The 21,722-nt window shown below is 62.5% G+C and carries 20 protein-coding genes, 1 pseudogene and 1 riboswitch; of the genes and pseudogenes, 6 read left to right on the top strand and 15 right to left on the bottom strand.

Annotated elements, in window-relative coordinates; all coding sequences use genetic code 11:
• Positions 1-3: 3 nt before the first annotated feature.
• The 7 genes from NKJ46_RS03950 to NKJ46_RS03920 form a co-directional block, all read right to left on the bottom strand.
• Positions 4-825, bottom strand: coding sequence for a sugar phosphate isomerase/epimerase family protein (locus NKJ46_RS03950; protein WP_352662158.1), 822 nt, complete (start codon positions 823-825; stop codon positions 4-6).
• 185 nt (positions 826-1,010) lie between these two features.
• Positions 1,011-1,853: a carbohydrate ABC transporter permease gene (locus tag NKJ46_RS03945; RefSeq protein ID WP_352662156.1), complete on the bottom strand. Its 843-nt coding sequence runs from the start codon at positions 1,851-1,853 to the stop codon at positions 1,011-1,013.
• A gap of 5 nt (positions 1,854-1,858) precedes the next feature.
• A complete protein-coding gene (locus NKJ46_RS03940) occupies positions 1,859-2,758 on the bottom strand; it encodes a carbohydrate ABC transporter permease (protein ID WP_352488892.1) in 900 nt (299 codons plus the stop codon).
• A 136-nt stretch (positions 2,759-2,894) separates the two neighbouring features.
• Positions 2,895-4,139: an ABC transporter substrate-binding protein gene (locus tag NKJ46_RS03935; RefSeq protein ID WP_352662151.1), complete on the bottom strand. Its 1,245-nt coding sequence runs from the start codon at positions 4,137-4,139 to the stop codon at positions 2,895-2,897.
• A 123-nt stretch (positions 4,140-4,262) separates the two neighbouring features.
• The gene (locus tag NKJ46_RS03930) at positions 4,263-5,408 is read right to left on the bottom strand and encodes an ABC transporter ATP-binding protein (protein WP_352662148.1); all 1,146 of its coding nucleotides are present in this window, start codon (positions 5,406-5,408) and stop codon (positions 4,263-4,265) included.
• Between the two features lie 89 nt (positions 5,409-5,497).
• Complete coding sequence (locus NKJ46_RS03925) at positions 5,498-6,448, bottom strand: PfkB family carbohydrate kinase (protein WP_352662145.1); 951 nt, start codon at positions 6,446-6,448, stop codon at positions 5,498-5,500.
• Between the two features lie 3 nt (positions 6,449-6,451).
• Complete coding sequence (locus tag NKJ46_RS03920; RefSeq protein ID WP_352662395.1) at positions 6,452-7,252, bottom strand: beta/alpha barrel domain-containing protein; 801 nt, start codon at positions 7,250-7,252, stop codon at positions 6,452-6,454.
• 162 nt (positions 7,253-7,414) lie between these two features.
• Between NKJ46_RS03920 and NKJ46_RS03915 the strand changes: the two genes are divergently transcribed.
• From NKJ46_RS03915 to NKJ46_RS34715, 3 genes and pseudogenes are all read left to right on the top strand, one after another.
• Positions 7,415-8,176: a DeoR/GlpR family DNA-binding transcription regulator gene (locus NKJ46_RS03915; RefSeq protein ID WP_352662143.1), complete on the top strand. Its 762-nt coding sequence runs from the start codon at positions 7,415-7,417 to the stop codon at positions 8,174-8,176.
• 270 nt (positions 8,177-8,446) lie between these two features.
• A complete protein-coding gene (locus NKJ46_RS03910) occupies positions 8,447-9,595 on the top strand; it encodes a Gfo/Idh/MocA family protein (protein WP_352662140.1) in 1,149 nt (382 codons plus the stop codon).
• Between the two features lie 237 nt (positions 9,596-9,832).
• A pseudogene (locus NKJ46_RS34715) lies at positions 9,833-10,027 on the top strand (hypothetical protein); the annotation flags it as partial.
• Here NKJ46_RS34715 and NKJ46_RS03900 read toward each other — a convergent pair.
• The gene (locus tag NKJ46_RS03900) at positions 9,987-11,009 is read right to left on the bottom strand and encodes a LacI family DNA-binding transcriptional regulator (RefSeq protein WP_352662134.1); all 1,023 of its coding nucleotides are present in this window, start codon (positions 11,007-11,009) and stop codon (positions 9,987-9,989) included. The pseudogene NKJ46_RS34715 and the gene NKJ46_RS03900 sit on opposite strands and share 41 nt — an antisense overlap.
• A 266-nt stretch (positions 11,010-11,275) precedes the next feature.
• Between NKJ46_RS03900 and NKJ46_RS03895 the strand changes: the two genes are divergently transcribed.
• Together NKJ46_RS03895 and NKJ46_RS03890 are read left to right on the top strand one after the other, a co-directional pair.
• Positions 11,276-12,226: a sugar kinase gene (locus tag NKJ46_RS03895; protein WP_352662131.1), complete on the top strand. Its 951-nt coding sequence runs from the start codon at positions 11,276-11,278 to the stop codon at positions 12,224-12,226.
• Positions 12,223-13,509, top strand: coding sequence for a D-tagatose-bisphosphate aldolase, class II, non-catalytic subunit (locus NKJ46_RS03890; protein WP_352662128.1), 1,287 nt, complete (start codon positions 12,223-12,225; stop codon positions 13,507-13,509). Before NKJ46_RS03895 ends, NKJ46_RS03890 begins: the two co-directional genes overlap by 4 nt.
• Positions 13,510-14,545: 1,036 nt before the next feature.
• Here the strand turns inward: NKJ46_RS03890 and NKJ46_RS03885 are convergent.
• Positions 14,546-14,686: a hypothetical protein gene (locus NKJ46_RS03885; RefSeq protein ID WP_352662125.1), complete on the bottom strand. Its 141-nt coding sequence runs from the start codon at positions 14,684-14,686 to the stop codon at positions 14,546-14,548.
• A gap of 108 nt (positions 14,687-14,794) precedes the next feature.
• Here NKJ46_RS03885 and NKJ46_RS03880 point away from each other — a divergent pair, with 108 nt between their 5' ends.
• Positions 14,795-15,712 carry an NADP-dependent oxidoreductase gene (locus NKJ46_RS03880; RefSeq protein ID WP_352662122.1) on the top strand — a complete coding sequence of 306 codons (918 nt, stop codon included), beginning with the start codon at positions 14,795-14,797 and terminating at the stop codon, positions 15,710-15,712.
• A 255-nt stretch (positions 15,713-15,967) separates the two neighbouring features.
• Here the strand turns inward: NKJ46_RS03880 and NKJ46_RS03875 are convergent, their stop codons facing one another.
• From NKJ46_RS03875 to NKJ46_RS03850, 6 genes are read right to left on the bottom strand one after another with little or no spacing between them, the layout of a single operon-like run.
• Complete coding sequence (locus NKJ46_RS03875; RefSeq protein ID WP_352662119.1) at positions 15,968-16,561, bottom strand: HupE/UreJ family protein; 594 nt, start codon at positions 16,559-16,561, stop codon at positions 15,968-15,970.
• Positions 16,562-16,595: 34 nt separating this feature from the next.
• Positions 16,596-17,147: a hypothetical protein gene (locus tag NKJ46_RS03870; protein ID WP_352662116.1), complete on the bottom strand. Its 552-nt coding sequence runs from the start codon at positions 17,145-17,147 to the stop codon at positions 16,596-16,598.
• Between the two features lie 2 nt (positions 17,148-17,149).
• Positions 17,150-18,358 carry an agmatinase family protein gene (locus NKJ46_RS03865; RefSeq protein ID WP_352662113.1) on the bottom strand — a complete coding sequence of 403 codons (1,209 nt, stop codon included), beginning with the start codon at positions 18,356-18,358 and terminating at the stop codon, positions 17,150-17,152.
• An 11-nt stretch (positions 18,359-18,369) separates the two neighbouring features.
• Positions 18,370-19,179: an ATP-binding cassette domain-containing protein gene (locus NKJ46_RS03860; RefSeq protein ID WP_352662110.1), complete on the bottom strand. Its 810-nt coding sequence runs from the start codon at positions 19,177-19,179 to the stop codon at positions 18,370-18,372.
• On the bottom strand, positions 19,176-20,078 hold the full coding sequence (locus tag NKJ46_RS03855; RefSeq protein ID WP_352662107.1) for an ABC transporter permease: 903 nt from the start codon (positions 20,076-20,078) through the stop codon (positions 19,176-19,178). The genes NKJ46_RS03860 and NKJ46_RS03855 overlap by 4 nt, the downstream gene beginning before the upstream one ends.
• Before the next feature lie 14 nt (positions 20,079-20,092).
• Entirely contained in the window at positions 20,093-21,157 is a 1,065-nt protein-coding gene (locus NKJ46_RS03850) for a putative urea ABC transporter substrate-binding protein (protein WP_352662104.1), read from the bottom strand.
• A 102-nt stretch (positions 21,158-21,259) separates the two neighbouring features.
• Positions 21,260-21,375: riboswitch (guanidine-I (ykkC/yxkD leader) on the bottom strand.
• Between the last annotated feature and the right edge of the window lie 347 nt (positions 21,376-21,722).

The following is a 21,722-nucleotide window of genomic DNA, read 5'->3' as shown; positions in this document are numbered from 1 at the left end:
GTCTCAGGCTCCGTAGCCGCGCATGGTCTGGCGGTTGGTCTTGACCGCTCCGGCCGGATCGGCGGCGGCGGTTTCGGATTCCTCTTCCAGCACCAGCCAGCCGTTGAAGTTGGGCGCCGCGCTAGCGATCTCGATCACTTTCGCCGTGTCGCAGACGCCCTTGCCGAGCATCGCCCAGGCGCCGCTCGCATCGACATCCTTCAGGTGCACGTAGCAGATGCGATCGCGATAGGTTGAGAGCGTGCCGGCCATGTCCTTGTGACCGCGCAGGATGTGGCCGGTGTCCGGCACCCAGCCGACCAGCGAGGCGTCGAGCAGCCCGAAGATGCGGTCGTAATCGGCGCGGTCGTAGAGCAGCGTGTTGTGGTGCGAGCTCGGATGCACCGCGACCTGGACGCCGACCTTGCGGCCGAGTTCACCAGCCTTGTTGTAGACTTCGGCCGCAATGGCGAACTTGTCGTGGCGCGGACCGTCCGACACGACGGTGGCCGAGCCCATGGACACCAGCGCGCCCGGAAAGGCGGCGGCAAAATCGATCCAGCGCCTGGCGGTCTCGAGGTCGGCGCCGATCTTCTCCTTGAGTGTGAAGCCGCTATTCGAACCGAAGGCGAAGGAGACGAGCGTCAGGCCGGATGTCTTCAGCGCCGTCGCGAACTGCGCCGGTTTGCCGGCATAGCGGCCGATCATCGTGTCGGTGATTTCGATGCCGGCATAGCCGCCATCGGCGATCGCTTTGAGCAGGTCGTCGGGGCCGCCGGCAAAACAGTCTCCGAGCATTTCCCAGGTGAAGGTCTGGCAGCCGACTTTGAGGTCTTTCACGTTCATCCTTTCATTCCTTGATTCCACCTGCGCAGGCCCTTCGATGATGTGGCGCTGGAAGAACGGCACCAGCACGATCAGCGACGCTACGGCGCCTGAGGCCGCGGCGATATCACCTGCCAGCAGAGAAGGTCCAATCCATCGATTGCGATGCGCGGCCTACTCCATCGGTTCTCCGTGGGAGGGACATCCTACTTGACCGAGCCCGCGGTCATACCGGCCAGAAAGAACCTCTGGGCAACGAGGTAGATGAGCAAGAGCGGTAGCGAGCCGAGCACGCTCATCGCCATCATCTGGTTCCATTCGAAGGCGTGCTGCCCCATCAATAGCTGGATACCGATCGGGACGGTGCGCATGGACGTTGACTTCGTCAGCGTCAGCGCAAAGAGAAATTCGTTCCAGCACAACAGGAAGGTGTAGACCGACGTCGCCACGATACCGGGCAGTGAAATCGGGACGATCACCCGCCAGAGTGCGGTCCAGCTGCTGCCGCCGTCGACAGCCACCGCTTCATCGAGATCGCGGGGCAAGGTGTTCAGATATCCCGTCATCAGCAGGATCGCGTAGGGCAGCGTAAACACCAGGTAAGTCAGGATCAGTGCGACGTAGGTGTCGAAGATGCCATACGAGACGACAAGCCCGAAGAAGGGGATCAAAAGCGTGATCGGCGGGATCGTCTGCGTGCTGATGATGAGTGTGTTGAGGCTGCCCTTACCGCGGAAATTGAAACGGCTGAACCCATAGGCCGCCAGCAAGGCGATCAGCACCGTCAGCACGGTCACCGCTCCGGCCACGAAGTAGCTGTTGAAGAAGAAGCGCAGCTTTACCGGGTCGCCAAGGATGGCCGCATACGCTTCCAGCGTGACCGCCTTCGGCAGGACGGTTGGTGGCAGGGCAAAGATTTCGGTATTCGACTTGAACGAGCTGCTCAGCATCCAGTAGATCGGGAAGGCCGCGAAAAAGAGCCCTGCTGCAAGCGCGACATGCAGCGCGACGGTGATCAGCCTGTCTTTCGGCGTGTGCCTTTTCCTCATGGTGACTATCGAGCCTTTTGATAGCGGATGTAGAACAGCGTCAGGCCGAGAGAGATCAGCAGGATGACCACGGCGCTTGCCGACGCCTGCGACAGGTTGTAGCTCGAAAACGCCAGCTTGTATGTGTAGGTGCTGAGGACCTCGGTCGAATAGATCGGACCGCCGCCCGTCGTTATCCAGATCAATGGAAAGACCTGCATGGTCCAGATGAAGTCGAGCAGAGAGATGCTGATGATGATCGGCATCAGCTGCGGGATGGTGATGAAGATCAGCTTCTGGTAGGCCTTCGCCCCGTCGATATCGGCAGCCTCGTAGAAATCCTTGGGAATGCCCTGCAAGCCTGCGAGCAGGCTGACCATGAAAAGCGGGTAGCCCGCCCAGATATTGGCGAAGGTGACGGCGTGCAGCGCGGTCTCGGGCGAGGAAAACCACTCGACCTTGGAACCGATGATGCCCATCTGCATGAGAACGCTGTTCACGACACCGTTCGGCTCGAGCAGGAGGCGCCAGATCACGGCGATAATAACCGCGGTGAACAGCCAGGGCAGAATGTAGAGCACGCGCAGGATATTGCGCAGCGTCGGATTGATGCGGTCGCTGTTCAGCATGAGCGCGAAGATCATGCCGATGGTCATGTGGAAGACGACACTCATACATGTGAAGTAGAGCGTGTGCCACAGCGAAGCCCAGAACACCGGATCGTTAAAGATTGCCTGGTAGTGTTTCAGTCCGGCAAAGGACGGGTCGCGACGCAGCACTGCGCTGTTCTGGAACGAATAGCCAATCACCGTCACCATCGGCAGCAGCATCAGCAGGCCGATTATGAGGAGCGAGGGCGACAGGTAGAGATAGGGTGCGACCGCTCGTTTCAGTCTATGGTGGCGGGAGCGCTTCTGCCGGGTCATATGCCAACCTTGGGATACGCCTTCAAGAGAAGGGGCTTCGGAAACAGGTCCGTCTCGCATTGCCGATCCGTTGTTGCCGGAGGCCTGCCCGAAGTCAGGCCCCCGGTCGAAGATCGAAAACGAAGAAACAGGCCGATCAGAATTTCGCCATCCAGCCCTTTTGAGCGTTGGCCGCGGCTTGTTCCGGAGACTGCTCGTCGGTGAGCATCTTCTGCGCTTCCACGTCGAACTGGGTCATCAGGTCTTCCGCCACCGGCAGGCCCGTGAACTCATTGGCAAGATAACCGGTCTTGAAGATTTCGAAAGCCTTGCCGAAAGCTTTGTCGGAGGTCACGAAATCGGGCTTGGCGTTGACGTTGCCCGGGAAGGCGTTGGCCAGCGACACCAGTTTGGCGTTCACCTTTTCACTCATCAGATATTGGACGAGCTTCCAGGCTTCCTCCTGATGTTTCGAGGCCGCAGAGATGCCGATGCCCCAGGAGGCGTAGGGAAGGCCGCGCTTGCCGTTGTAGTTCTCCACGACCGGGACCGGGATGAGATCGAAGTTCAGTTTGGGATTGCGTTTGCGGATGAGGTTCACATGCGCAAGCGAGTCGATCATCATTCCGACCCGATCGTTGACGAATTCCTCGACCTTTTCCTGCTCGGTCTTGGTGGCAATGCCGGGCGAGATGACGCCGGCGTCGTTCAGCGATTTGACGAACGTGAGCATATCCACCACCGGCTTGCCCTCGAGAGCCGGCTTGCCGTCACCCATCATCGATTGACCCGATGCCCAGACCCACGACATCATGTCGTTCTGGACACCGGACGGCGTTTGCAGCGACAGGGGTAGCACCCAGCCATACTGGTTCTTGTCGGCATGCGTCATCTTCTTGGCGGCTTCGAGAAACTCCGCGCGGGTCGACGGCAGCTTGGTCACGCCTGCCTGGGCGGCGAGGTCCAAATTCACGAAGACCGGATAGACGAACGAAGCCACGGGAAACATCACCGCCTTGCCGTCCACCTTGATGATATCCGCGACCTGGCTCTTGTCGAACCCGCTCGCATCCATCATCGGGTTCATGTCGGCCAGCGCATTCTGCGCGTTCAAATTGTTCACCCAGGCGCCGTCGAGGCCAACGACGTCGCTAAGCGTTCCGGTTGCAGCACCAACCGAGATCTGGTCTCGCGTGGTCGCATAGGGGCCGCTGACCAGCGTCACCTTGATTCCGGGGTTTGCAGCCTCGAAGTCATTCATGATCGCCCTGAGCGAGCCGGCCGGCAATTCGGGCTCCCACCATTGGGTGAATTCCAGCGTCGTATCCGCCATGGCGCCGGTTGCGCCAAGCAACCATGCGGCCGCGGCTATTTTCAGCATCGCGGGTTGTATCCGAAACATCACTTTCTCCTCCTTCTTCAAAATCGACCGCACAATGCGGCCGATCGTCTGGTTTATTTAGAAGTCTTCTTGCGAGTATCTTTCGCAGGCGCCTCACTCTCGCCTGCGGTCTGCTGCAGATATTCAGATCGCCAGATGCGTCTCGGGATCGAAGAAATGGAACTTGGCATCATCCACGGCCAACCCGATTTCCGAGCCGGAGTGCACGGCGCTGATCGGCTCGAATCTCGCCACCGCGTTCGATGCCAGGCCAAAATCGTCCACCGCGTCCGGATCGCCGGAATCCACCCGGACCGCGTCGATGTTCAGGTGAACGATATGTTCAGAGCCGAGTTCTTCGATCGAAGTCACCTTTGCGGGTATCGTCTGATACTTGCGACCGGATTCGAGGCTGCTGTCATAAAGATCCTCCGGTCGTATGCCGAACACGACCTTGCGCCCCGCATACGACCTCAAGCCCGGCCTGCGCACGAAGGCTGCATCCTGCAGCCGGATGGCGAAGGTGCCGGAAATCAGTTCGTCGCCGGTCAGGGTCGCCTCGAAAAGGTTCATCGAAGGAGAGCCGATGAAGCCGGCAACGAAGGCGTTCACCGGCGATTCATAGAGCCTCTTGGGTGTGTCGACCTGCTGCAGCACGCCGCCTTTCAACACCGCGACCCTGTCCCCCATCGTCATCGCTTCGGTCTGGTCGTGGGTCACGTATATGGTCGTGACGCCGAGTTGCTTTTGCAGACGGGTGATTTCGGCGCGCATTTGCACGCGCAGTTTCGCGTCCAGATTGGAAAGGGGTTCGTCCATGAGAAAGGCGGCCGGCTCGCGCACCATAGCGCGGCCCATGGCAACCCGTTGACGCTGTCCGCCCGAAAGGTTCGCGGGTTTGCTGTCCAGCAAAGACGTCAGCTGAAGGGTTTTGGCGATCTCGTCCACGCGCTTCTTGCGCTCGGCCTTCGGCTTGCCTGCCAGCCGCATCGAAAAGGCGATGTTTTCGAACACCGTCATATGTGGGTAGAGCGCGTAGCTCTGGAAGACCATCGCTATGTCGCGGTCCTTGGGCGGCATGTCGACGACGTCGACTCCGCCGATCCGAAGACTGCCGCTGGTGATGTCCTCCAATCCCGCGATCATTCGCAATGCGGTGGATTTGCCGCAGCCGGACGGCCCGACGAGAATCAAGAACTCGCCGTTCTCGACCGATAGGTTCAATTGGTCGATCGCGCGAAAATTGTTCCCGTAGGTTTTGCAGATACTCTCAAGAATGACTTCTGCCATCTTCCTCCCTCCACAAGTATAAGCCGCTGATTTTATAATTGTTCTCGGCTTATGTTCACCTCCGAAATATTTCCTCCGACAGCTTCAGGCTATGTTCCAGTATCGACATGCGCACTTTTCAGTTCGACTGCTGACGGCGCGTTGGTCGATGCCAGGAGTTCCGTGACCTGGTCGTCAGTCGGAAGCGCCTCGCGCCCGCCACGCCCGGTTATCGAAAGGGCCGCCGCCGCGGCCGCGAATGCCACCCGGCCTGCGGCGTCGGCTCCGCGCGTCAACGCAAGGGCATAGGCGCCATGAAAGCAGTCACCCGCGCCGGTCGAGTCGACGACCACAACCCGGTGCGGGGGCAAGTGCCAGAGACCTGTCTCTTCACGCCCGCGATAGTACACGCCCCTCCCACCATCGGTCAGAACCACGGCGGATCGCGACGGCAACCATAATGCCTCGAGCATCTCGGCGGGCGATCGGCACCCCGTGGCAGTCCGCGCAAAGCCGAGTGGAAGAATGAGATGGTCGCAGAGCGCGATCAGCCGCTCCGTGGCGGGGCCGCCGCTCCATTCGATATCGCCGAGGATCGCAAGGCCGAGATCGCGAGCCCGAGCCACGACATCCAGCGACCGGATCGCGTAGCTATCGACGATCAAGACGGTCGCGCGGCTGAGGATATCGTCCGGAAAGTCGGGAGCGGTGCCCAGCATCGCATCGTCGTCATACGCGATGAACCGTTCCCCGTCCGAGCCGACGGTGATCCGTGAGCGCACCGGGCGCGCGTCGGGATGGCGCGGCGCGAATGCGGTTTCAACACCGCTCGCAACGAGATCGCGCAGCACGGCGTCGTCCGCGGCACTGCCCAGCCATCCGACGAACCCGGCGGTTCCGCCGAGCCGCACGACTGCGGCCAGCGCCGTCGCGATATTTCCCCCAAAAGCGCGGGCATTTTGCAGGACCTTCCCCTTGCCCGCCGACAACGGCTGATCGACATAGACGATGTCGTCGATCGCAATAGCGCCGAAGCCGAGGATCGAGGGGACGGTGGGCATCGTTCAGGCACCCGCCTTCGCCAGGGCGTCTTGCGCCGAAAGGCCGTCATGGATGACGCCGCGAAAGGCAAGCGCTGCCTTCTCCGGATCGCCATGCCCCCAGAGATTGCGGCCCACCACGGCACCGCGTGCGCCGGCACGGATGGCGTCCGCCGTCTGCTGAAGCGCGCCGAGTAGCGTATCGGTCTTCGGACCACCCGCGATCACAACCGGCACCGGGCAAGTCCGGACGGTCTCTCGGAACGACTCGAAATCGCCCGTGTAGCCGATCTTGATCACGTCGACGCCGGACTCGTAGCCGATGCGCGCCGCATAGGCGATCTCGTCGGGGGTGAAGACGATTTTTGCTCCGTCGGTGAAATCGCGTGGGTAGATATGCGCCACCACAGGCATGCCGTAGCGGGCCGCTGCATTTACCGAATCGGTGAGCCAGCGTATGTATTTGCCCTCGGTCGCGCCGCGCACCGGAATGGCCACGGCCAACGCATCGGCCCCGGCGCGCACCGCATCCTCGGGCGTTGCGATCAACTCGCTGATGCGATCGTCCGGAGTGAAGCAGCCCGCCTGAATCACCAGGGAAGCCTTGCCTGCATATTGCGGCCACAGATGGCGCGCGGTGCCCGGCTGGATGCTGACGTAGTCGGGTCTGCCCGCCATGACGCGTGCAAGCGCACCCGGCAGGTCGGCAAGGCCGCCTTTGCGCACGTCGCCATAGCCGACGAAGTGGTCGACCGCGCCGCCAAAAAGGTTCCCCGATGGATGCGAGAAGAGGCGCGCAAGACGCACCTTGGTTCCTAGGCTCATGAGTGCAAAATTCCCTAATCGTTTGATTTCAAAATCCTGAACCCAGTGTTTCCGAAAGAAATAAGAAAAACAATCTTTCGAAAGCTTTCGAAATTGCGTATTTTTGGTAAGGTGAGCCAAGGCCAGAGCGGTTGCTTGGCGCAGGGAGGCGAAGGCAGGGCAATGTTGTCGGAGCAGAGACGCCAATCGATCCTGGGTGAGGTGCAACGCAGCGGACAGGTTCGCACGAAGGACCTGTCAAACGGGTTTGGCGTGTCGGAAGTCACGGTGCGCTCCGACCTCGAGATACTGGACCGAAAGGGACTACTGACCAAGACCCGTGGAGGGGCGGTGACCCGTACCACCGATTCGACTACGGCCGCGTTCGCCCGGCGGATGCAAACGAACCTCGACGCAAAGAAGTGCATCGCCCGGGCGGCGGTAGACCTGTTCGAGGACAACCAATCGGTCATCTTCGACGGCGGCTCGACATTGATGCAGCTTGCCATGCAGTTACCGCCGCTCAGCAATGTCGTGGTCGCGGCCACGGCCATGAATATCGTGCAGCATCTTATGCATCGTCCCGGGCTCGACGTTCATATGATCGGCGGCCGGGTCTACCCCGACACGGTGAGCACACTGATCACCGATTCCGATACGGCTCTCGGCGGCTTGGTAGCGCATCAGGTCTTTGTTGGAGCGCATGCGATAGACTCGTCACTGGATGTGGTCGACGTGAACGAAGACATGGCGCGAACGAAGCGAAACCTCGTTCGCATGGCCCGGCGCGTTGTCCTCCTTGCCGATTCGAGCAAATGGGGCGTCAGCGGGACCTCCAAGGCATTTTCGCTGTCGGCCGTCGATGTGGTGATCACCGACGATGGCCTGCCCGGTCCAATACGCAGCCAGCTTGATAGGACCAGGGTCAAGGTGATCTATGCCTGAACCCGTCTCGGTCCCTGGCCGCGACGGAAAGATCCAGTGCGCCCATGAGCCACGGGATTCGCATCGGCCGTTGGCCGGTTTTTCATGTCAATCATGTTTTCTCCTCCTCAAGGCTGGCGGCCTCCAATGCTGAGCCAGCGTTTTCACATGCTCTATAAAAATTTTACGCGCGTCAAGTTCTAAAATGTTGTATGGCGGCTTTCGACTATGAACCGTTGCTGACGCAAGGGTGCAGCCAGGCCATGACCGCGTTGGGAGGTACGATCTTAAATGCACGGAAAATCAAAGACAAAGCTCGGCATCGGCGTCATCGGATGCGGCAACATCTCGATGACCTATTTGCGCAATGCGGCTCTGTTCGGCGGGGTAGAGCTCAGCGCCTGCGCCGACATTTCGGCCGATATGGCTGCGCTGCGCGCCAGGGAGTATGGCATCCGCGCACTCGGCGTCGACACGCTGCTGGCCGACCCGGACATCGACCTTGTTCTCAATTTGACGATACCGGCGGCGCATTTCAACATATCGCTTTCGGCGCTTTCGGCGGGAAAGCACGTCTTTACCGAAAAGCCTCTGGCGACGTCGGCCGCCGACGGCCGCCGGCTGGTCGAAGAGGCGAGGGCGCGCGGGTTGCAGCTCGGCTCGGCTCCAGACACCTTCCTCGGCGCTGCCGGACGGCGGGCGCGCCGGCTGATGGACGAGGGTGCGATCGGCTGCGCTGTGACCGGCACCGCCTTCATGATGGGGCGCGGCATGGAGCACTGGCATCCCAATCCGCAATTCTACTATCAGCCCGGCGGCGGCCCCGTCTTCGACATGGGCCCTTATTACCTGACGATGCTGGTCAACCTGCTCGGCCCGGTCGAGCGCGTCATGGCGATGGCGACGCGCGGCCAGGAGGAACGGCTGATATCAGCCGAAGGTCCTTACAAGAACACCAGCTTCAAGGTCGGCACGCCGACCACCATTCTGTCGCTGCTGGAGTTCCGCTCCGGCGCCACCGTCACCTTCGGCGCCTCCTGGGACGTGTTCAAGCACTCCAACCATCCGATCGAACTGCACGGCACCGAAGGCTCGCTGCGATTGCCCGATCCCGACACATTCGGCGGCACAGTTTCGCTCTCGGCGCGCGGCGACGACTGGGCCGATTTCGCCAGCGAGGCCGAACTCTACGGTGCGCGCAACTGGCCCTATGTCGCACCCGACCGCGCCAACTACCGCATGCTAGGCGTCGCTGATCTTGCGCGGGCGCTGGCCGATGGGCGCAAGCCCCGCGCCTCCGGCGATCTGGCGCTGCATGTTCTGGAGATCATGGAGGCGATCCTGGCATCGGGCGAAAGCCGCGGCTCAATTGCCGTCAATGGGACCGTCGACCAGCCGCCGCTGCTCGGCGAGGACGAGGCGGCAGGTCTGCTTGCCTGACGAGGAGGGAGATCCATGATGAAATCGCCTTCAGCGCCGTCCCTGTCCCCACTCGACCCGGAAGCCCGGTATGTGCTCGAGCTCGGCCGGCAGGCCGACGCCTTGCCATTCGAGACCGGTACACCGCAACAGGCACGCCGTGCCTACGAAGAAGGCCTTCCGGACCAGCAGGGTGAGCGCCAGCCGGTGGCTTCGGTCACTGAGCGCGCCATCCTTGGACCCGGCGGTTCGCTGACGCGTCTGCAAGACGACGGTGTGCCGGTCGTGCTGCGGCGTTGGCCAGGCCAGATCCATGGTTTTGTTTCCATGGGCCGCCATGGCACGGCAGCGCGACAGGCCGTTGGCGCTGCGGTCGCCGCATGGCGCGGCTTCGATCCGGCTTTTGACAAGATCAGGCCGACTGACGCATCACCAGCGTCGCATCGAGACTGACTTTGGGTGCGACCGCCGTGTCGTCCTTCTCAAGCAGCGCCAGCAGCGTCTCGACGCTGCGCCCGGCCATCGAGGCGAAGTCCTGCGCCATGGTGGTGAGGCCGGGGCAGGTGTAGCGGCTCAGTGGATGATCGTCATGGGCGGCTACCCGCAGGTCGCAATCGCCCTTGCGGCCGATCTTGAGTCCGCGCGCATAGGCGGCGGCCATCACGCCAAAGGCCAAGCGGTCGTTGTTGCATAGGATGGTCTTTCCCGCCAGGCCGCCATTGTCGAGCATCTTTTCCGTCTGCTCGTAGCCGATCCGTTCGAAATCCCAAGTGTAGTCCTCGGTGTTGCCGATGACGACCGGCTCATGCCCGAGCCGCTTCATCGAGGCGACATAGCTCTCCAGCCGTTCCGGCGAGTTGTGGTTGACATGCGGGATATCGAAATAGACCGGGGCGCCGCCGGACCGGCAAAGATAATCGACGATGGTCGAGACGCTCTGCGCGTTGTTGTTGCCGACGAACGGCGTCCCGCCTTCGAGATAGGTGTCGAAATAGACGACCGGGATCGCCTGCGTCAGCTTCTCCAGCGTGCGGTGGTCCGAGCGCACGCCGAGCGGCGCGATCAGCGCGCCGGAGACTTTCAGCGACAGGATCGTTCGCGTTGCCTCCACTTCGAGTTCGCGCGAGCCGTGCGAGGAGATCACGATCGGCCAGTAGCCCTTGTCGCGCAGCCTGAGTTCTATGCGGCTGACCATCTCCGAATAGAAGGGATCGGCCACCGTCGGCACCATGATGCCGATGCTGCGGGTACGCTTGCGGTTGAGGTTGCGCGCGAACAAATTAGGCTGGTAGTCGGACGAGCGCAGCGCTTCCTCGATGCGCTTTCGCGTCGCCGCCTTGACACTGGTCGGATCGTCGAAATATTTCGACAAAGTCGGCCTGGAGACGCCACAGGAGCGGGCGAAATCCTCCATCGTCTTGTGCTTCATCGCCACCGATTCCCCCGCCTACCGGAAACCTCGTTCCTTGTGCTGCCCGGCACCTGCTTACGGTGCGCCGGCGTGCAACCGCAAGGCAAAATTTTACAGAAAACTCCGGCCGTTTCACGCGTATAATAAAATTATTCCACGCGCAAATTTTTAATTGACGCAAAAAAGTGCAAGCCGTATTGACTCTGGATGTCGGTTGCCGCCAGGCACAATTGTGCGCGACTGAAGTCCGCAGCCGGACTGGGGCGAAACGCCGGGAGGAATTCCGCCAGATGAAGAAGCTGGTCTCAGCCGGCGAGATCCTCGTCGAGATCATGGCCGAGCGTATCGGCCAGAGCTTTCTCGAGCCGGGCCCGCTGCTGGGGCCTTATCCGTCCGGCGCGCCCGCCATCTTCATCGGCCAAGCCGCAGCGCTCGGCCAACCCGCCGGCCTGATCGGCGCGGTCGGCGACGACGATTTCGGCCAGTTGAACATCGAGCGGCTGCGGACGCTGGGAGCTGACGTGTCGGCGATCGCGGTTCACAAGGGCCACGCGACGGGCACCGCCTTCGTCACTTACCGGGCGGACGGCAGCCGGCACTTTGTCTTCAACATCCGCAACAGCGCCGCCGGCCTGGTCGGGATCGATGCCGCTGCGACAAGCATGCTGGCCGGCACCGACCATGTTCATCTCATGGGCTCGTCACTGTTCTCCGACCGCGCCACCGATGTCGCGCTGGCGGCGATCCAAACGGTGAAGGCCAAGGGCGGGACGGTGTCCTTCGACCCCAACATTCGCCGCGAGATCATGCAGGCCTCCGGCATGCGCGCAGCGCTCGACCAAGTGCTCAAGCAAACCGATGTCTTCCTGCCGAGCGGCAACGAACTGTTCCTGTTTTCTTCGGCCAGCGACGAAAAGGGCGCGGTCGATGAACTCCTGCAGCGCGGCGTTTCCTGCGTCGTCCTCAAGAAGGGCGCCGACGGCGCCGCCTACCACGACCGTCACGGCACGGTGGCCTTGCCGGGCTTTGCCGTCAACGAGATCGATCCGACCGGTGCCGGTGACTGTTTCGGCGCTGCCTTCGTCTCGTTCTGGCTTCGTGGTGCTGCACCCGCCCAGGCGCTCAGGATCGCAAATGCCTGTGGCGCGCTAGCCGTTACTCGCAAGGGGCCAATGGAAGGTATCTTTCCGTTAGCCGAGGTTGAGGCTTTCGCAACCATCGCCGGAAAGGGCCAGCCATGAGCGCCGCGACGCAGAGATTTGCCAGCATCGCGGTGAAGCGCGCCGCGGGTGAGAAAGGCGGCATCGCCTCGATCTGTTCGGCGCATCCGCTGGTGATCGAGGCCGCGCTCCGCCACGGCGCGTCGCGCGGTTCCGATGTGCTGATCGAGGCGACCTGCAACCAGGTCAATCACGAAGGCGGCTACACCGGCATGACGCCCGCCGGCTTCCGCAGCTTCGTCGAGGGCCATGCGCAAAGGGCCGGCTTTCCGCTCGATCGCCTGATCCTCGGCGGCGACCATCTCGGTCCCAATCCGTGGAAGCATCTTCCTTCCGCCGAGGCGATGACGAAGGCGAAGGCGATGATCGACGCCTATGCCGGCGCCGGCTTCACCAAGCTGCATCTCGACACCAGCATGGCTTGCGCCGACGATCCCGCCCCGCTTGCCGACGAGATCATCGCTGCCCGCGTCGCCGCGCTTGCGGCCGTCGCCGAGGCGGCGGTCGAACGCATTGGCGGCGAGAAACCGGTCTACATCATCGGCACCGAAGTTCCGGTGCCGGGCGGCGCGCTCGAAGCGCTCGACCATATGCATGTCACCGAACCAGATGACGCCCTGCGCACCGTCGAAATCCACGGACAGGCATTTTCGCGCGCCGGCCTCGACGGTGCCTTTGCCCGTGTGGTCGGCGTCGTCGTCCAGCCGGGCGTCGAATTCGGCAATGCCGAGATCATCGCGTACGCGCCGCGGAAGGCGACGCAGCTGGTCGGCGTACTCGGGCGCATGCCGCAATTCGTCTTCGAGGCGCATTCGACCGACTACCAGCCAAACGAGGCGCTTGAGGCTCTGGTGCGCGACGGCTTCGCCATCCTCAAGGTTGGACCCTGGCTCACCTTCGCGCTGCGCGAGGCATTGTACGGGCTGAGCCACGTCGCGGACGTGCTTGCGCCAGACCCATCCCGTGAAAGCCTGCCGGCGGCGATGGAGCGCGTCATGCTGGCCTCGCCGGATAATTGGCAGAGATACTATCCGGGTACGCCGGACGAGCAGCGCGTGCAGCGGCACTTCTCCTTCAGCGACCGCATCCGTTACTACTGGCCGACGCCCGACGCACAGCACGCGACACAGACGCTGCTGGATTTTCTGGGCGACAGGGACATTCCCCGCCCTTTGGTCAGCCAGTATCTGGGGCAACTCGATGCCGACGTTGCGGCAGGTCGGATCGAGCCCGTCGCGCATGACCTGCTGATTGGCAGCATCACCCGTGTCCTCGATTCCTATGGGCGTGCGACGTTACAGTAGCGCGGATCGTTCTACATTCGTCGTTGCAGGGTGGAGCCGCGCCCGGAGGCCGCGCGCGTGAGCTAAGATGTGCGCTCACTGACACACGCGGAGGCTATGCCGGACCTTCAAAGGTGGGCTGCCGTTGGAGGCAGGGCATAGCCAATTCGATGGTGAGAGCATCGCGGAACCATACGGAACGATACGGGAATACTTCTGATTTTGGCCCACGAAAAACCCAATCAAATCGACGTTTCTAGGACATCCTCCGGGCCCACCATTATCGTTATTTATCAACGACTTAGAAAAATTTTACCTCGGTTAGGCACGCCATAATTGGCGAACCTCCATCCTGGAATTGATTTTGTTGATTTATGGTGGCTACCGAGGACTCGGTGCACCGAGGTGGAATGGACCGTAGGCGCCAAGAGGCGCGCTGAGATCAAAAGCTCGATCGCGATAGGTCTGAAGCTTCTCCTGGCTAGCGGTCCACTAGCGCGCGGCTTGCATCGATTGGCGGGGCAAAGATTGGCTGCTTCCTAGTGCGAACCTCTTGAGTGTCTGTCTGGAATGACCGCAATGGCCGACAGGGGAATGGCGGCTTGTGGCGTCTGAAGAAAGATGGCGGACGTTGAGCCCGGCAGGACCAAGGTCTGGAGCGACCCTCAACGGTCCTTCTGACGGTTCCGGCGGAATGACCGCAATGCGCGGCTTGCGGACACGGCCGTGCCCGCAAGCCAAGGGGCAGGAGCAGCCCATTGCAGGATCGGGCCCTTCAAGGATCGCTGAGCGCTAGTGGCGCTATTGCGCCGCTTCCGCGAGCTGTCGGCAATACTGTGTAAGCCGACGCGTATCCAAGTTGGTCACGCCGAGCAGGAGCCCCTGCCACGGGGGTGATCGGACGCACCATTGAGAGAGGGGCGACGGAGCCAAGCCGAACGAGCGGGCGCGGCGGGCGATCTCCACGTCCGACAGAGAGGCGGTTATCGAGACAATGACGGCCAAGCCAGCGGTGGCTTCGACTTTCAGCGACTCCGACCCGACCTGCGCGAGGCCCTCAAGCAGGGCTTGCCGCCGAGACGCGTAGAGGCGCTTCATGCGCCGCAGATGCCTCGATGGCGTCCCGGACCGCCCGGTAGATCTGCGTCGCCAGCGGCGTCCTTGCGGCGCGGTCGAGATGGATGGGCACAGCAGCCATGGCGCAATGGTACCATCATTCCCGCCAATCTTGGTCCTGTTTCACGACCAGAGCCGGACATATCTACCGGCCATCGCCACGTGACAAATGACCGAGGAGACAATTCCGATGAAGGCAATCGTTGTGACGGATCAGGCCGCGGGAACGGCCGGGATGAAGCTGGCCGAGCGGCCCGAGCCGCAGGCAGCGATAAACGACGTCGTCGTTAAGGTTCATGCGTCGGGATTCGTCCCGACTGAGTTGGCGTGGCCGTCGACCTGGACCGATCGCGTCGACCGTGACCGGACGCCATCGATCCCCGGGCACGAGCTGGCCGGAGTGGTCACCGCCCTCGGTTACGGGACGACGGGACTGTCGGTGGGCCAGCGGGTATTCGGCCTCGCCGATTGGTATCGCGACGGCACCCTGGCGGAGTATGTAGCCATGGAGGCACGTAACCTCGCGCCGCTGCCGGGCGACGTCGACTTCACGGTAGGCGCAAGTTTGCCGATCTCGGGCCTGACTGCGTGGCAGGGTCTGTTCGACCATGGCCGCCTTCGGGCCGGGCGGAGCGTCCTTGCGCATGGTGCGGCCGGCGCAGTCGGGTCGATGGTGACGCAACTCGCACGGGAGGCCGGCGCCTACGTTATTGGCACCGGACGCGCAGCCGACCGTCAGAAGGCGCTCGACTTCGGCGCGAACGAGTTCGTCGACCTCGAGAACGACGCCCTGGAAGACGTCGGCGGCGTCGATCTGGTGTTCGATGTCATCGGCGGCGACATACAGAAGCGATCCGCGGGCCTGGTTCGAGCCGGAGGAACACTGGTGACCGTCGTCGGGCCGCCCGACGCGCAGCCCGCCAATGGCCTGGCAGTCGACTTCGTTGTCGAGTCCGATCGTGCTCAACTGAGTGAAATCGTCCAGCGGGTGCGGGACGGACGGCTCCGGACGAACATCGGCAACATCTCGACCCTCGATGATGCCGTTTCCGCCTTCAACCCGACCGAGCGACGCTCGGGGAAGACGATCATCCGCGTTCGTCCGTGAGCGACACGCGCTTATCGATGCACGCGGCCGACCGGCGCTGTCCAGATCGGCCGGCTGCGTCCTAGTCGCGACCCACGGCGGACCGCTCCGTACGCGCGAGACGTACGGCAAGCGGCATAGCCTCGGTCCCTGGATGCGATCAGAGTCGCTCAGACCGGGTCTTCAGGATCTGGTACAGCATGTTTCGGATGCGCAGCCAGACGGTCAGACGCTTGATCATGCCTTCGCTTCCTGTTCATCGCAGATGCCTGCGGGTCAGATGATCTGTGCCGCCAACCCCATACCGACCACCGACGTGCCGACCCCTGCCGTGCGGATGGCTCCCGGCCAGCGCCGAAGTGTCAGGGCGGCCAACGCGCCGGTCGCGTGAAGAGCCGAGGTGGCGACCACGAAGCCAACCGCGTAAGCGATGCCGCTGGCAGTCTCGGGAATTTCGAGGCCGTGGGCATTGCCGTGGAAGAGGGCGAAAAGGGCAGTCAGCGACGCAGCCACAGCGAGCGGAAACGGCTTGGCAAGCATCATCATGGCGCCGAAGACTACCAGCGATAGCGCTATGCCCGCTTCGAGTGAGGGCAGGCCGATGCCGGCGATACCGAGCAGGGCGCCAGCGACCATCGCCGAGACAAAGCACGACGGCACGATGATGATCCCATTGCCGCCGGCGCGAGCGGCAATGATGCCTACAGCCATCATGGCAAGCAGGTGGTCCATACCGGCCAGCGGGTGCTGAAGGCCGTCTACAAACCCGTGAGCATGAAAACCGCCGCTGTGGGCGAAGGCCAATGAGGGGATGAGAGTTGTGGCGGCTGCCAAGGCGAGTCTGCCGAAGAATGAAAGCGTTTTGTTCATGGTTCCTGACCTGTTTGATAGAGGTGCGATCGGTTCAAGGCCGGTGCTCATTGTCCGGCTCTGGCATGGTGAATTGTGCGGCGCCGGACCTGTCGGCCAGAAGCCGCGCCTCGCCGAAGTCGAGGGGCGTTTGTGCCTCGCCGTTATGGTAGACGAAGGCCAGGCGGCGCCGACGCGACGTCAGTTTCGCGGGCAGCGGGTGATAGGTGACGCCGGCGCCGCCGATCAGCGGCATGACGGCGCCGACATCGACCATGTCCTGCGTCTCGACGCGCAGGAGATGCAGCCGTACGCCGTCGGCGGTCTCGCCGACGAACGGAATCCCGGCGAGGCGCAGGAAACTGGACGGGTCGGGCGCCCGCGAAAACCCTTCGAGAAACGCGATCTCGACGAGATCGAGATCCGTCGCCCGCGCGTCGGCGGGTTCGGGCGCATGGTGGTGCGGTAGATGCGGTGTCTGCCATTGCAACGGCTTGCCGGCCGGCCCGTTGTGGCCGACCGGGTGCGGATGGTGATGATGACCGTTCGGCCCGTGATGGTGACCGTCGCTATGGTCATGGCTGTGGTGATGATGATCCTCATGCATGGTCAAAAGCTCGTCGGCTTGTCGATGATGGATTTGTGTTTGCCGAGATTGCCGTGCGCGACCATCGAACCGAGCGCCTCGACGACCACCCGCACGCCAAACAGCGCCGTGATGTCTGACGTGTCGTAGGGCGGCGACACCTCGACCACTTCCAGTCCGCAGATGCCGGGCGCCGACACCAGCCCGAGCAGCTTCAGCGCCTCGCGCGGCAGGAACCCGCCCGGCTCCGGCCAGCCCGTGCCAGGCACAAAACCGCAATCGATGCTGTCGACATCGAAGGAGATGTATACGGCGTCGGTGTCCTTCCATGCGAGATCGAGCGCGATCTCCGCCGCCTTCTCCAGCCCCATCTGTTCAATGTCGGAGATCGTCAGCACGTTCGTTCCGCGCTTTCTCGCCTCGGCCACGCCGTAGCGAGGCACCTGCCAGCCGCCGATACCGAGCTGCACCAGATTGGTGGCCGAGACGTTCGGCAGGTTTGTCGCCCAATACCAGGGCGTCGTGTGCATACGTTCGTCGAGATCCTTTTCCTGGATGTCGATGTGGCGGTCGAAATGGATGATGCCGATGCGCTTGGAGGTCACGTCGGCGATGCCGCGCACGCACGGAAATCCGATCGAATGGTCGCCGCCCAGCATGATCGGCAGCGCGCCGGACGAGGCGACATGGCTGACGCCCTTGGTGATCTGGTCGAAGCTCTTTTCGAGATTGGCGGGGATGGTGAAGACGTCGCCGGCGTCGCAGAGCGTCATCTGCTCGCGCAGGTCGACACCGAGCTCGTAATTGTAAGGCGTGTAGAGCGCCGAGATGCGGCGCATGCCTTGCGGCCCGAAGCGGGTTCCGGGCCGGTAGGTGGTGCCGCTGTCGAAAGGAATGCCCATGACGGCAGCGTCATATCTGCCGACATCGCGGACGTTCTCGACATAGGGCGCCTTGAGGAAGGTGTTGATGCCGGCGAAATGCGGCAACTCGCCTCGCGCGAATGTCGGGATCGACTTGTCGATGATCGAATCCGATCCGGGCAGGCCCATGTCGAGTGCCCATTTCTGTTCCTTGCGCCAGCCATCCTCGGGTAGCTTTCCTTCCGCCTCGATCGACTTCCAGCCCTGCATGTCGCGGATCTCGAAGTTCGGATGGTGGAGGCGTTGGCGCGGCTGGCGGTCGGTGAGCCCGGCGCGGCGATGCCGACGTTCTGGACTATCTCTATGCATGAAAACCTCCTTCACGACGCCGTCGTCGCGATTGCGCTATCAAGTCGGGTCGTCCCGACCATCGCGGCCACTTCGGCCACGTCTCGTGCGGAAGCCCGGTTCTTGCGGTCGAGCTTCAGATCGTAGGTGATCGTCGCGCCATAGGCGGACGGGAACTGGGGGTCGTGGCGCACCTTGTCGAAGACCAGCACGCGGGTGCCGAGCTTGAATGCCTCGCCGATATCATGGGTGACCATGACCACGGTCATGCCGTGCTCGGTCCATAGCTCGGTGAGGAGCTCATGCATCTCGGCACGGATGCCGGGATCGAGCGCGCCGAACGGCTCGTCGAGAAGCAGGATCCGCGGCCGGCCGAGCAAGGTCTGCGCGATCGCCAGCCGTTGCTGCATGCCACCCGACAGCGAAGCCGGATAGAGGTCGCGCGCATGGGCAAGCCCTACCCGTTCCAGCATGGTTTCGGCTTCTTGCCTGGCGCTTTTGCGCCTGGCGCCGAAGACGCGGCCGAACGGTCCGCCCGAACGGAAGTCCTCGACCAGCAGCAAGTTCTGCAGCGCGGTCAGATGCGGAAACACGGAATAGCGCTGGAAGACGATGCCGCGCTGCGGCGTCGGCTCCGGCACGATTGGCTGGTCGCCGACGACGACCACGCCGCCGCTTTGCTGTTCCTGGCCAAGCAGGATGCGCAGGAATGTCGATTTTCCACAACCGCTGGCGCCAACCAGCGACAGGAATTCACCCGCTTCGGCGGAGACGTTGACCCGTTCCAGCACACGGGCGTCGCCGTAGCTCTTCTCCAGCCCATGGACGAGGATTCGGCTCATCTGGTCCGCACCGGATGCGCCCAGGGCGAGATGATGTGAGAGAGCCGCACGAGCAGCCAGTCGGTCATCACCGCAAGCAGCGTGATCCAGGCGACGTAAGGCAGGATGACGTCCATCGACAGGTAGCGACGAACGAGGAAGATGCGGTAGCCGAGCCCCTCGGTGGAGGCGATGGCTTCTGCCGCGATCAGGAACAGCCAGGCCGGCCCAAGCGCCAGCCGTACGCAAGTGATGAGGCGCGGCATGACCTGTGGCAGCACCAGCCTGAGCACCATGGTCCAGCTGTTGCCGCCGAGCGTCTGTGCCTTGGCGACGAGCTCCGGCGGCAATTCCATCACCCGGTTGGCGATGTCGCGCACCATGACCGGTGCGACGCCGAGAGCGATCAAGGTGATCTTGGCCGTTTCGCCGAGGCCGAGCGCAATGAACAGGATCGGCAGCAGCGCCAGTGGCGGGATGACGCAGACAACTGTGACCAAGGGCAGTAGAAAGGCCCTGACGCGCGGGATGAAACCTATGGCGACGCCGAGGCTGAGCGCCACCAGCGTGGCCACGCCGACGCCGGCGAACAGCCTAATCAGGCTGGCATAGGTGTCGGCCCATAGGATCAGGTCGCCGGAGCGCTTGTCCGGCACTGTCGCCAGGTCTGAAAAGGCCGACCACATCTGTGCAGGGGAGGGCAGCAGCTTGTCGCTGGGATTGACCGCCAGCCTTTGCGCGGAAGCGAAGAGATAGGCCATCGCCACGGCGGCAAACGGCAGTGTCCCAAGCAGCAACGCTCCGCCGCGCGAGACCGTCGCGTTGATGAGGCGAAGCCGCGCTTTCGGCCTGCTAAGTTGCAGGCGCGCGATCTCGGGGCCTGTTGCGGCCTGCACGATGCCGGTTCCTCTGGCTAGCATGTCGCGCTCCCGTGTCAGAGCGTTCCGCCCGCCGCCTCTGCCATAAAGGCCGGATCGAAGCGCAGTTTGACGTTGTTGACGTCACCCAGCGTCGAGCCATCGGGGAAGCTCATGCCGATCACGTCGACGCTCGGCGCGTTGGTACCAAGAATGCCGTGGCTAAACAGGAAGTTACGCACCAGATCCATGGTCTTCGGCAGTTCGGCGCCGTTGGTGAATGCGACCGCCTTGCCCGGCTCGAAGAACATCGCCGTCGATGCAAGCTGAGCGTCGAAACCGGCAAGATCCGTCCCCGACGCCTTGGCCATCTCTTCCTTGGCCGCCTTGCCTTCGGGCGTGCCCGACGTCATCAGCGCCATGACTTCATACCATGCACCGACAAGCGCCTTGCCCAAGGCCGGATTGTCCTTCAGCGTCGCGGTGTTGACGACCATCATGTCGATGATCTCGCCGGGAATCTCAGTCGAATCGAATACCTTGTGGGCGCCCGGCATGGCGGCGATTTCCGAGACCAGCGGATTCCAGGTGACGACGGAGGTGACATCGCTGGTGCCGTAGGCGGCGACCATGTCGGCATCGGAGGTGTTGACCACGGTGATGTCCTTCTCGGCGAGCCCGACCGTGTCCAGTGCGCGCGCAAGCAGATAATGCGAGACGGAGAGCTCGACGAGATTGACCTTCTGACCGGCAATGTCTTTGAGCGCGGCCTTGTCCTTGAGGATGACCGCGTCGTTGCCGTTGGAGAAGTCGCCGACGATCAAGGCCGTCGTATCGACACCGCCGCCGGCCGGGATCGAAAGCGCATCCATGTTGGTCATCGAACAGCCGTCAAAGCCGCCGGCGGTGTACTGGTTGATGCTCTCGACATAGTCGTTGATACGGGTGATCTCGACATTGATGCCGTATTTGTCGGCCCACTTCTTCATGATGCCGCTGTCGGAAAGATAGCCCCACGGCATCCATCCGACATAGATCGACCAGCAAATCTTGAAGTCTTTCTTGGGCGCCGCTTCCGCGGCCGATATGGAGGGAAGGCTGAGTGAAGCGGCTAGGATGATTGCGGCCAGTTTGCGAAGCATTGCATACCCCTGTTTGCGATCCGGATTGCGTCCGAACGTCTGTTTGGGGGGTTCACGGAGCGCGCATCCGGGAGAGGTTCGCGCCAGCAAACCCGTGCAGGGTTCTCCCGGGATTTTGGCCCGCCGTGTTCCGCCGGATGCCTCAATGCATCTCAAGCGGTCGCGTCTCTTGGACCAGCACCGTGATCGACACGGCCGGAACCCTAGACGCTCTGCACGTGAATGACGAAGCAAGGGGCGTGCCAGTCCGGAAAGCCGTCCTGAGGCGGCTTTCCCCGGATTTGCAGGCAATCGCGTTATGCTGATGCCACAAAAGTCATCGCAACGCCGACGGATTAGGCAAAGAAAATCTAGTGTCACCAATGTGAGCCTTGTGCCCTGGGGACCTCCGCTGATGGCACCATCCTCTATGGTGCCCCACATACACGCCCAGTAGGGACACGTTCGGGGAGGGCGTGAGCGCGCGGCGGATCCGGATGCCAATTGGCGCCGACCCATGTGGCGAGTGCGCCCGATCGTGCAAGGGCAATTCGTGAAATAAGCGCGACTGCAATGATGCTAGCCA

This window comes from Mesorhizobium sp. M0166 (assembly GCF_040322255.1).
In the GTDB taxonomy this organism is placed as follows: Bacteria; Pseudomonadota; Alphaproteobacteria; order Rhizobiales; family Rhizobiaceae; genus Mesorhizobium.
The sequence above is the reverse complement of the archived record's forward strand: the minus strand, read 5'-3'. Positions and strand labels throughout refer to the sequence as shown.

Excerpts from the sequence above, each read along its gene's own strand:
- NKJ46_RS03850 (WP_352662104.1), bottom strand. The coding sequence starts at position 21,157 with ATGCTTCGCAAACTGGCCGCAATCATCCTAGCCGCTTCACTCAGCCTT.
- NKJ46_RS03940 (WP_352488892.1), bottom strand. The coding sequence starts at position 2,758 with ATGACCCGGCAGAAGCGCTCCCGCCACCATAGACTGAAACGAGCGGTC.
- NKJ46_RS03880 (WP_352662122.1), top strand. The coding sequence starts at position 14,795 with ATGAAGGCAATCGTTGTGACGGATCAGGCCGCGGGAACGGCCGGGATG.
- NKJ46_RS03875 (WP_352662119.1), bottom strand. The coding sequence starts at position 16,561 with ATGAACAAAACGCTTTCATTCTTCGGCAGACTCGCCTTGGCAGCCGCC.
- NKJ46_RS03865 (WP_352662113.1), bottom strand. The coding sequence starts at position 18,358 with ATGCATAGAGATAGTCCAGAACGTCGGCATCGCCGCGCCGGGCTCACC.
- NKJ46_RS03895 (WP_352662131.1), top strand. The coding sequence starts at position 11,276 with ATGAAGAAGCTGGTCTCAGCCGGCGAGATCCTCGTCGAGATCATGGCC.
- NKJ46_RS03930 (WP_352662148.1), bottom strand. The coding sequence starts at position 5,408 with ATGGCAGAAGTCATTCTTGAGAGTATCTGCAAAACCTACGGGAACAAT.
- NKJ46_RS03920 (WP_352662395.1), bottom strand. The coding sequence starts at position 7,252 with ATGAGCCTAGGAACCAAGGTGCGTCTTGCGCGCCTCTTCTCGCATCCA.
- NKJ46_RS03945 (WP_352662156.1), bottom strand. The coding sequence starts at position 1,853 with ATGAGGAAAAGGCACACGCCGAAAGACAGGCTGATCACCGTCGCGCTG.
- NKJ46_RS03935 (WP_352662151.1), bottom strand. The coding sequence starts at position 4,139 with ATGTTTCGGATACAACCCGCGATGCTGAAAATAGCCGCGGCCGCATGG.
- NKJ46_RS03910 (WP_352662140.1), top strand. The coding sequence starts at position 8,447 with ATGCACGGAAAATCAAAGACAAAGCTCGGCATCGGCGTCATCGGATGC.
- NKJ46_RS03860 (WP_352662110.1), bottom strand. The coding sequence starts at position 19,179 with ATGAGCCGAATCCTCGTCCATGGGCTGGAGAAGAGCTACGGCGACGCC.
- NKJ46_RS03870 (WP_352662116.1), bottom strand. The coding sequence starts at position 17,147 with ATGCATGAGGATCATCATCACCACAGCCATGACCATAGCGACGGTCAC.
- NKJ46_RS03950 (WP_352662158.1), bottom strand. The coding sequence starts at position 825 with ATGAACGTGAAAGACCTCAAAGTCGGCTGCCAGACCTTCACCTGGGAA.
- NKJ46_RS03885 (WP_352662125.1), bottom strand. The coding sequence starts at position 14,686 with ATGGCTGCTGTGCCCATCCATCTCGACCGCGCCGCAAGGACGCCGCTG.
- NKJ46_RS03915 (WP_352662143.1), top strand. The coding sequence starts at position 7,415 with ATGTTGTCGGAGCAGAGACGCCAATCGATCCTGGGTGAGGTGCAACGC.
- NKJ46_RS03855 (WP_352662107.1), bottom strand. The coding sequence starts at position 20,078 with ATGCTAGCCAGAGGAACCGGCATCGTGCAGGCCGCAACAGGCCCCGAG.
- NKJ46_RS03890 (WP_352662128.1), top strand. The coding sequence starts at position 12,223 with ATGAGCGCCGCGACGCAGAGATTTGCCAGCATCGCGGTGAAGCGCGCC.
- NKJ46_RS03925 (WP_352662145.1), bottom strand. The coding sequence starts at position 6,448 with ATGCCCACCGTCCCCTCGATCCTCGGCTTCGGCGCTATTGCGATCGAC.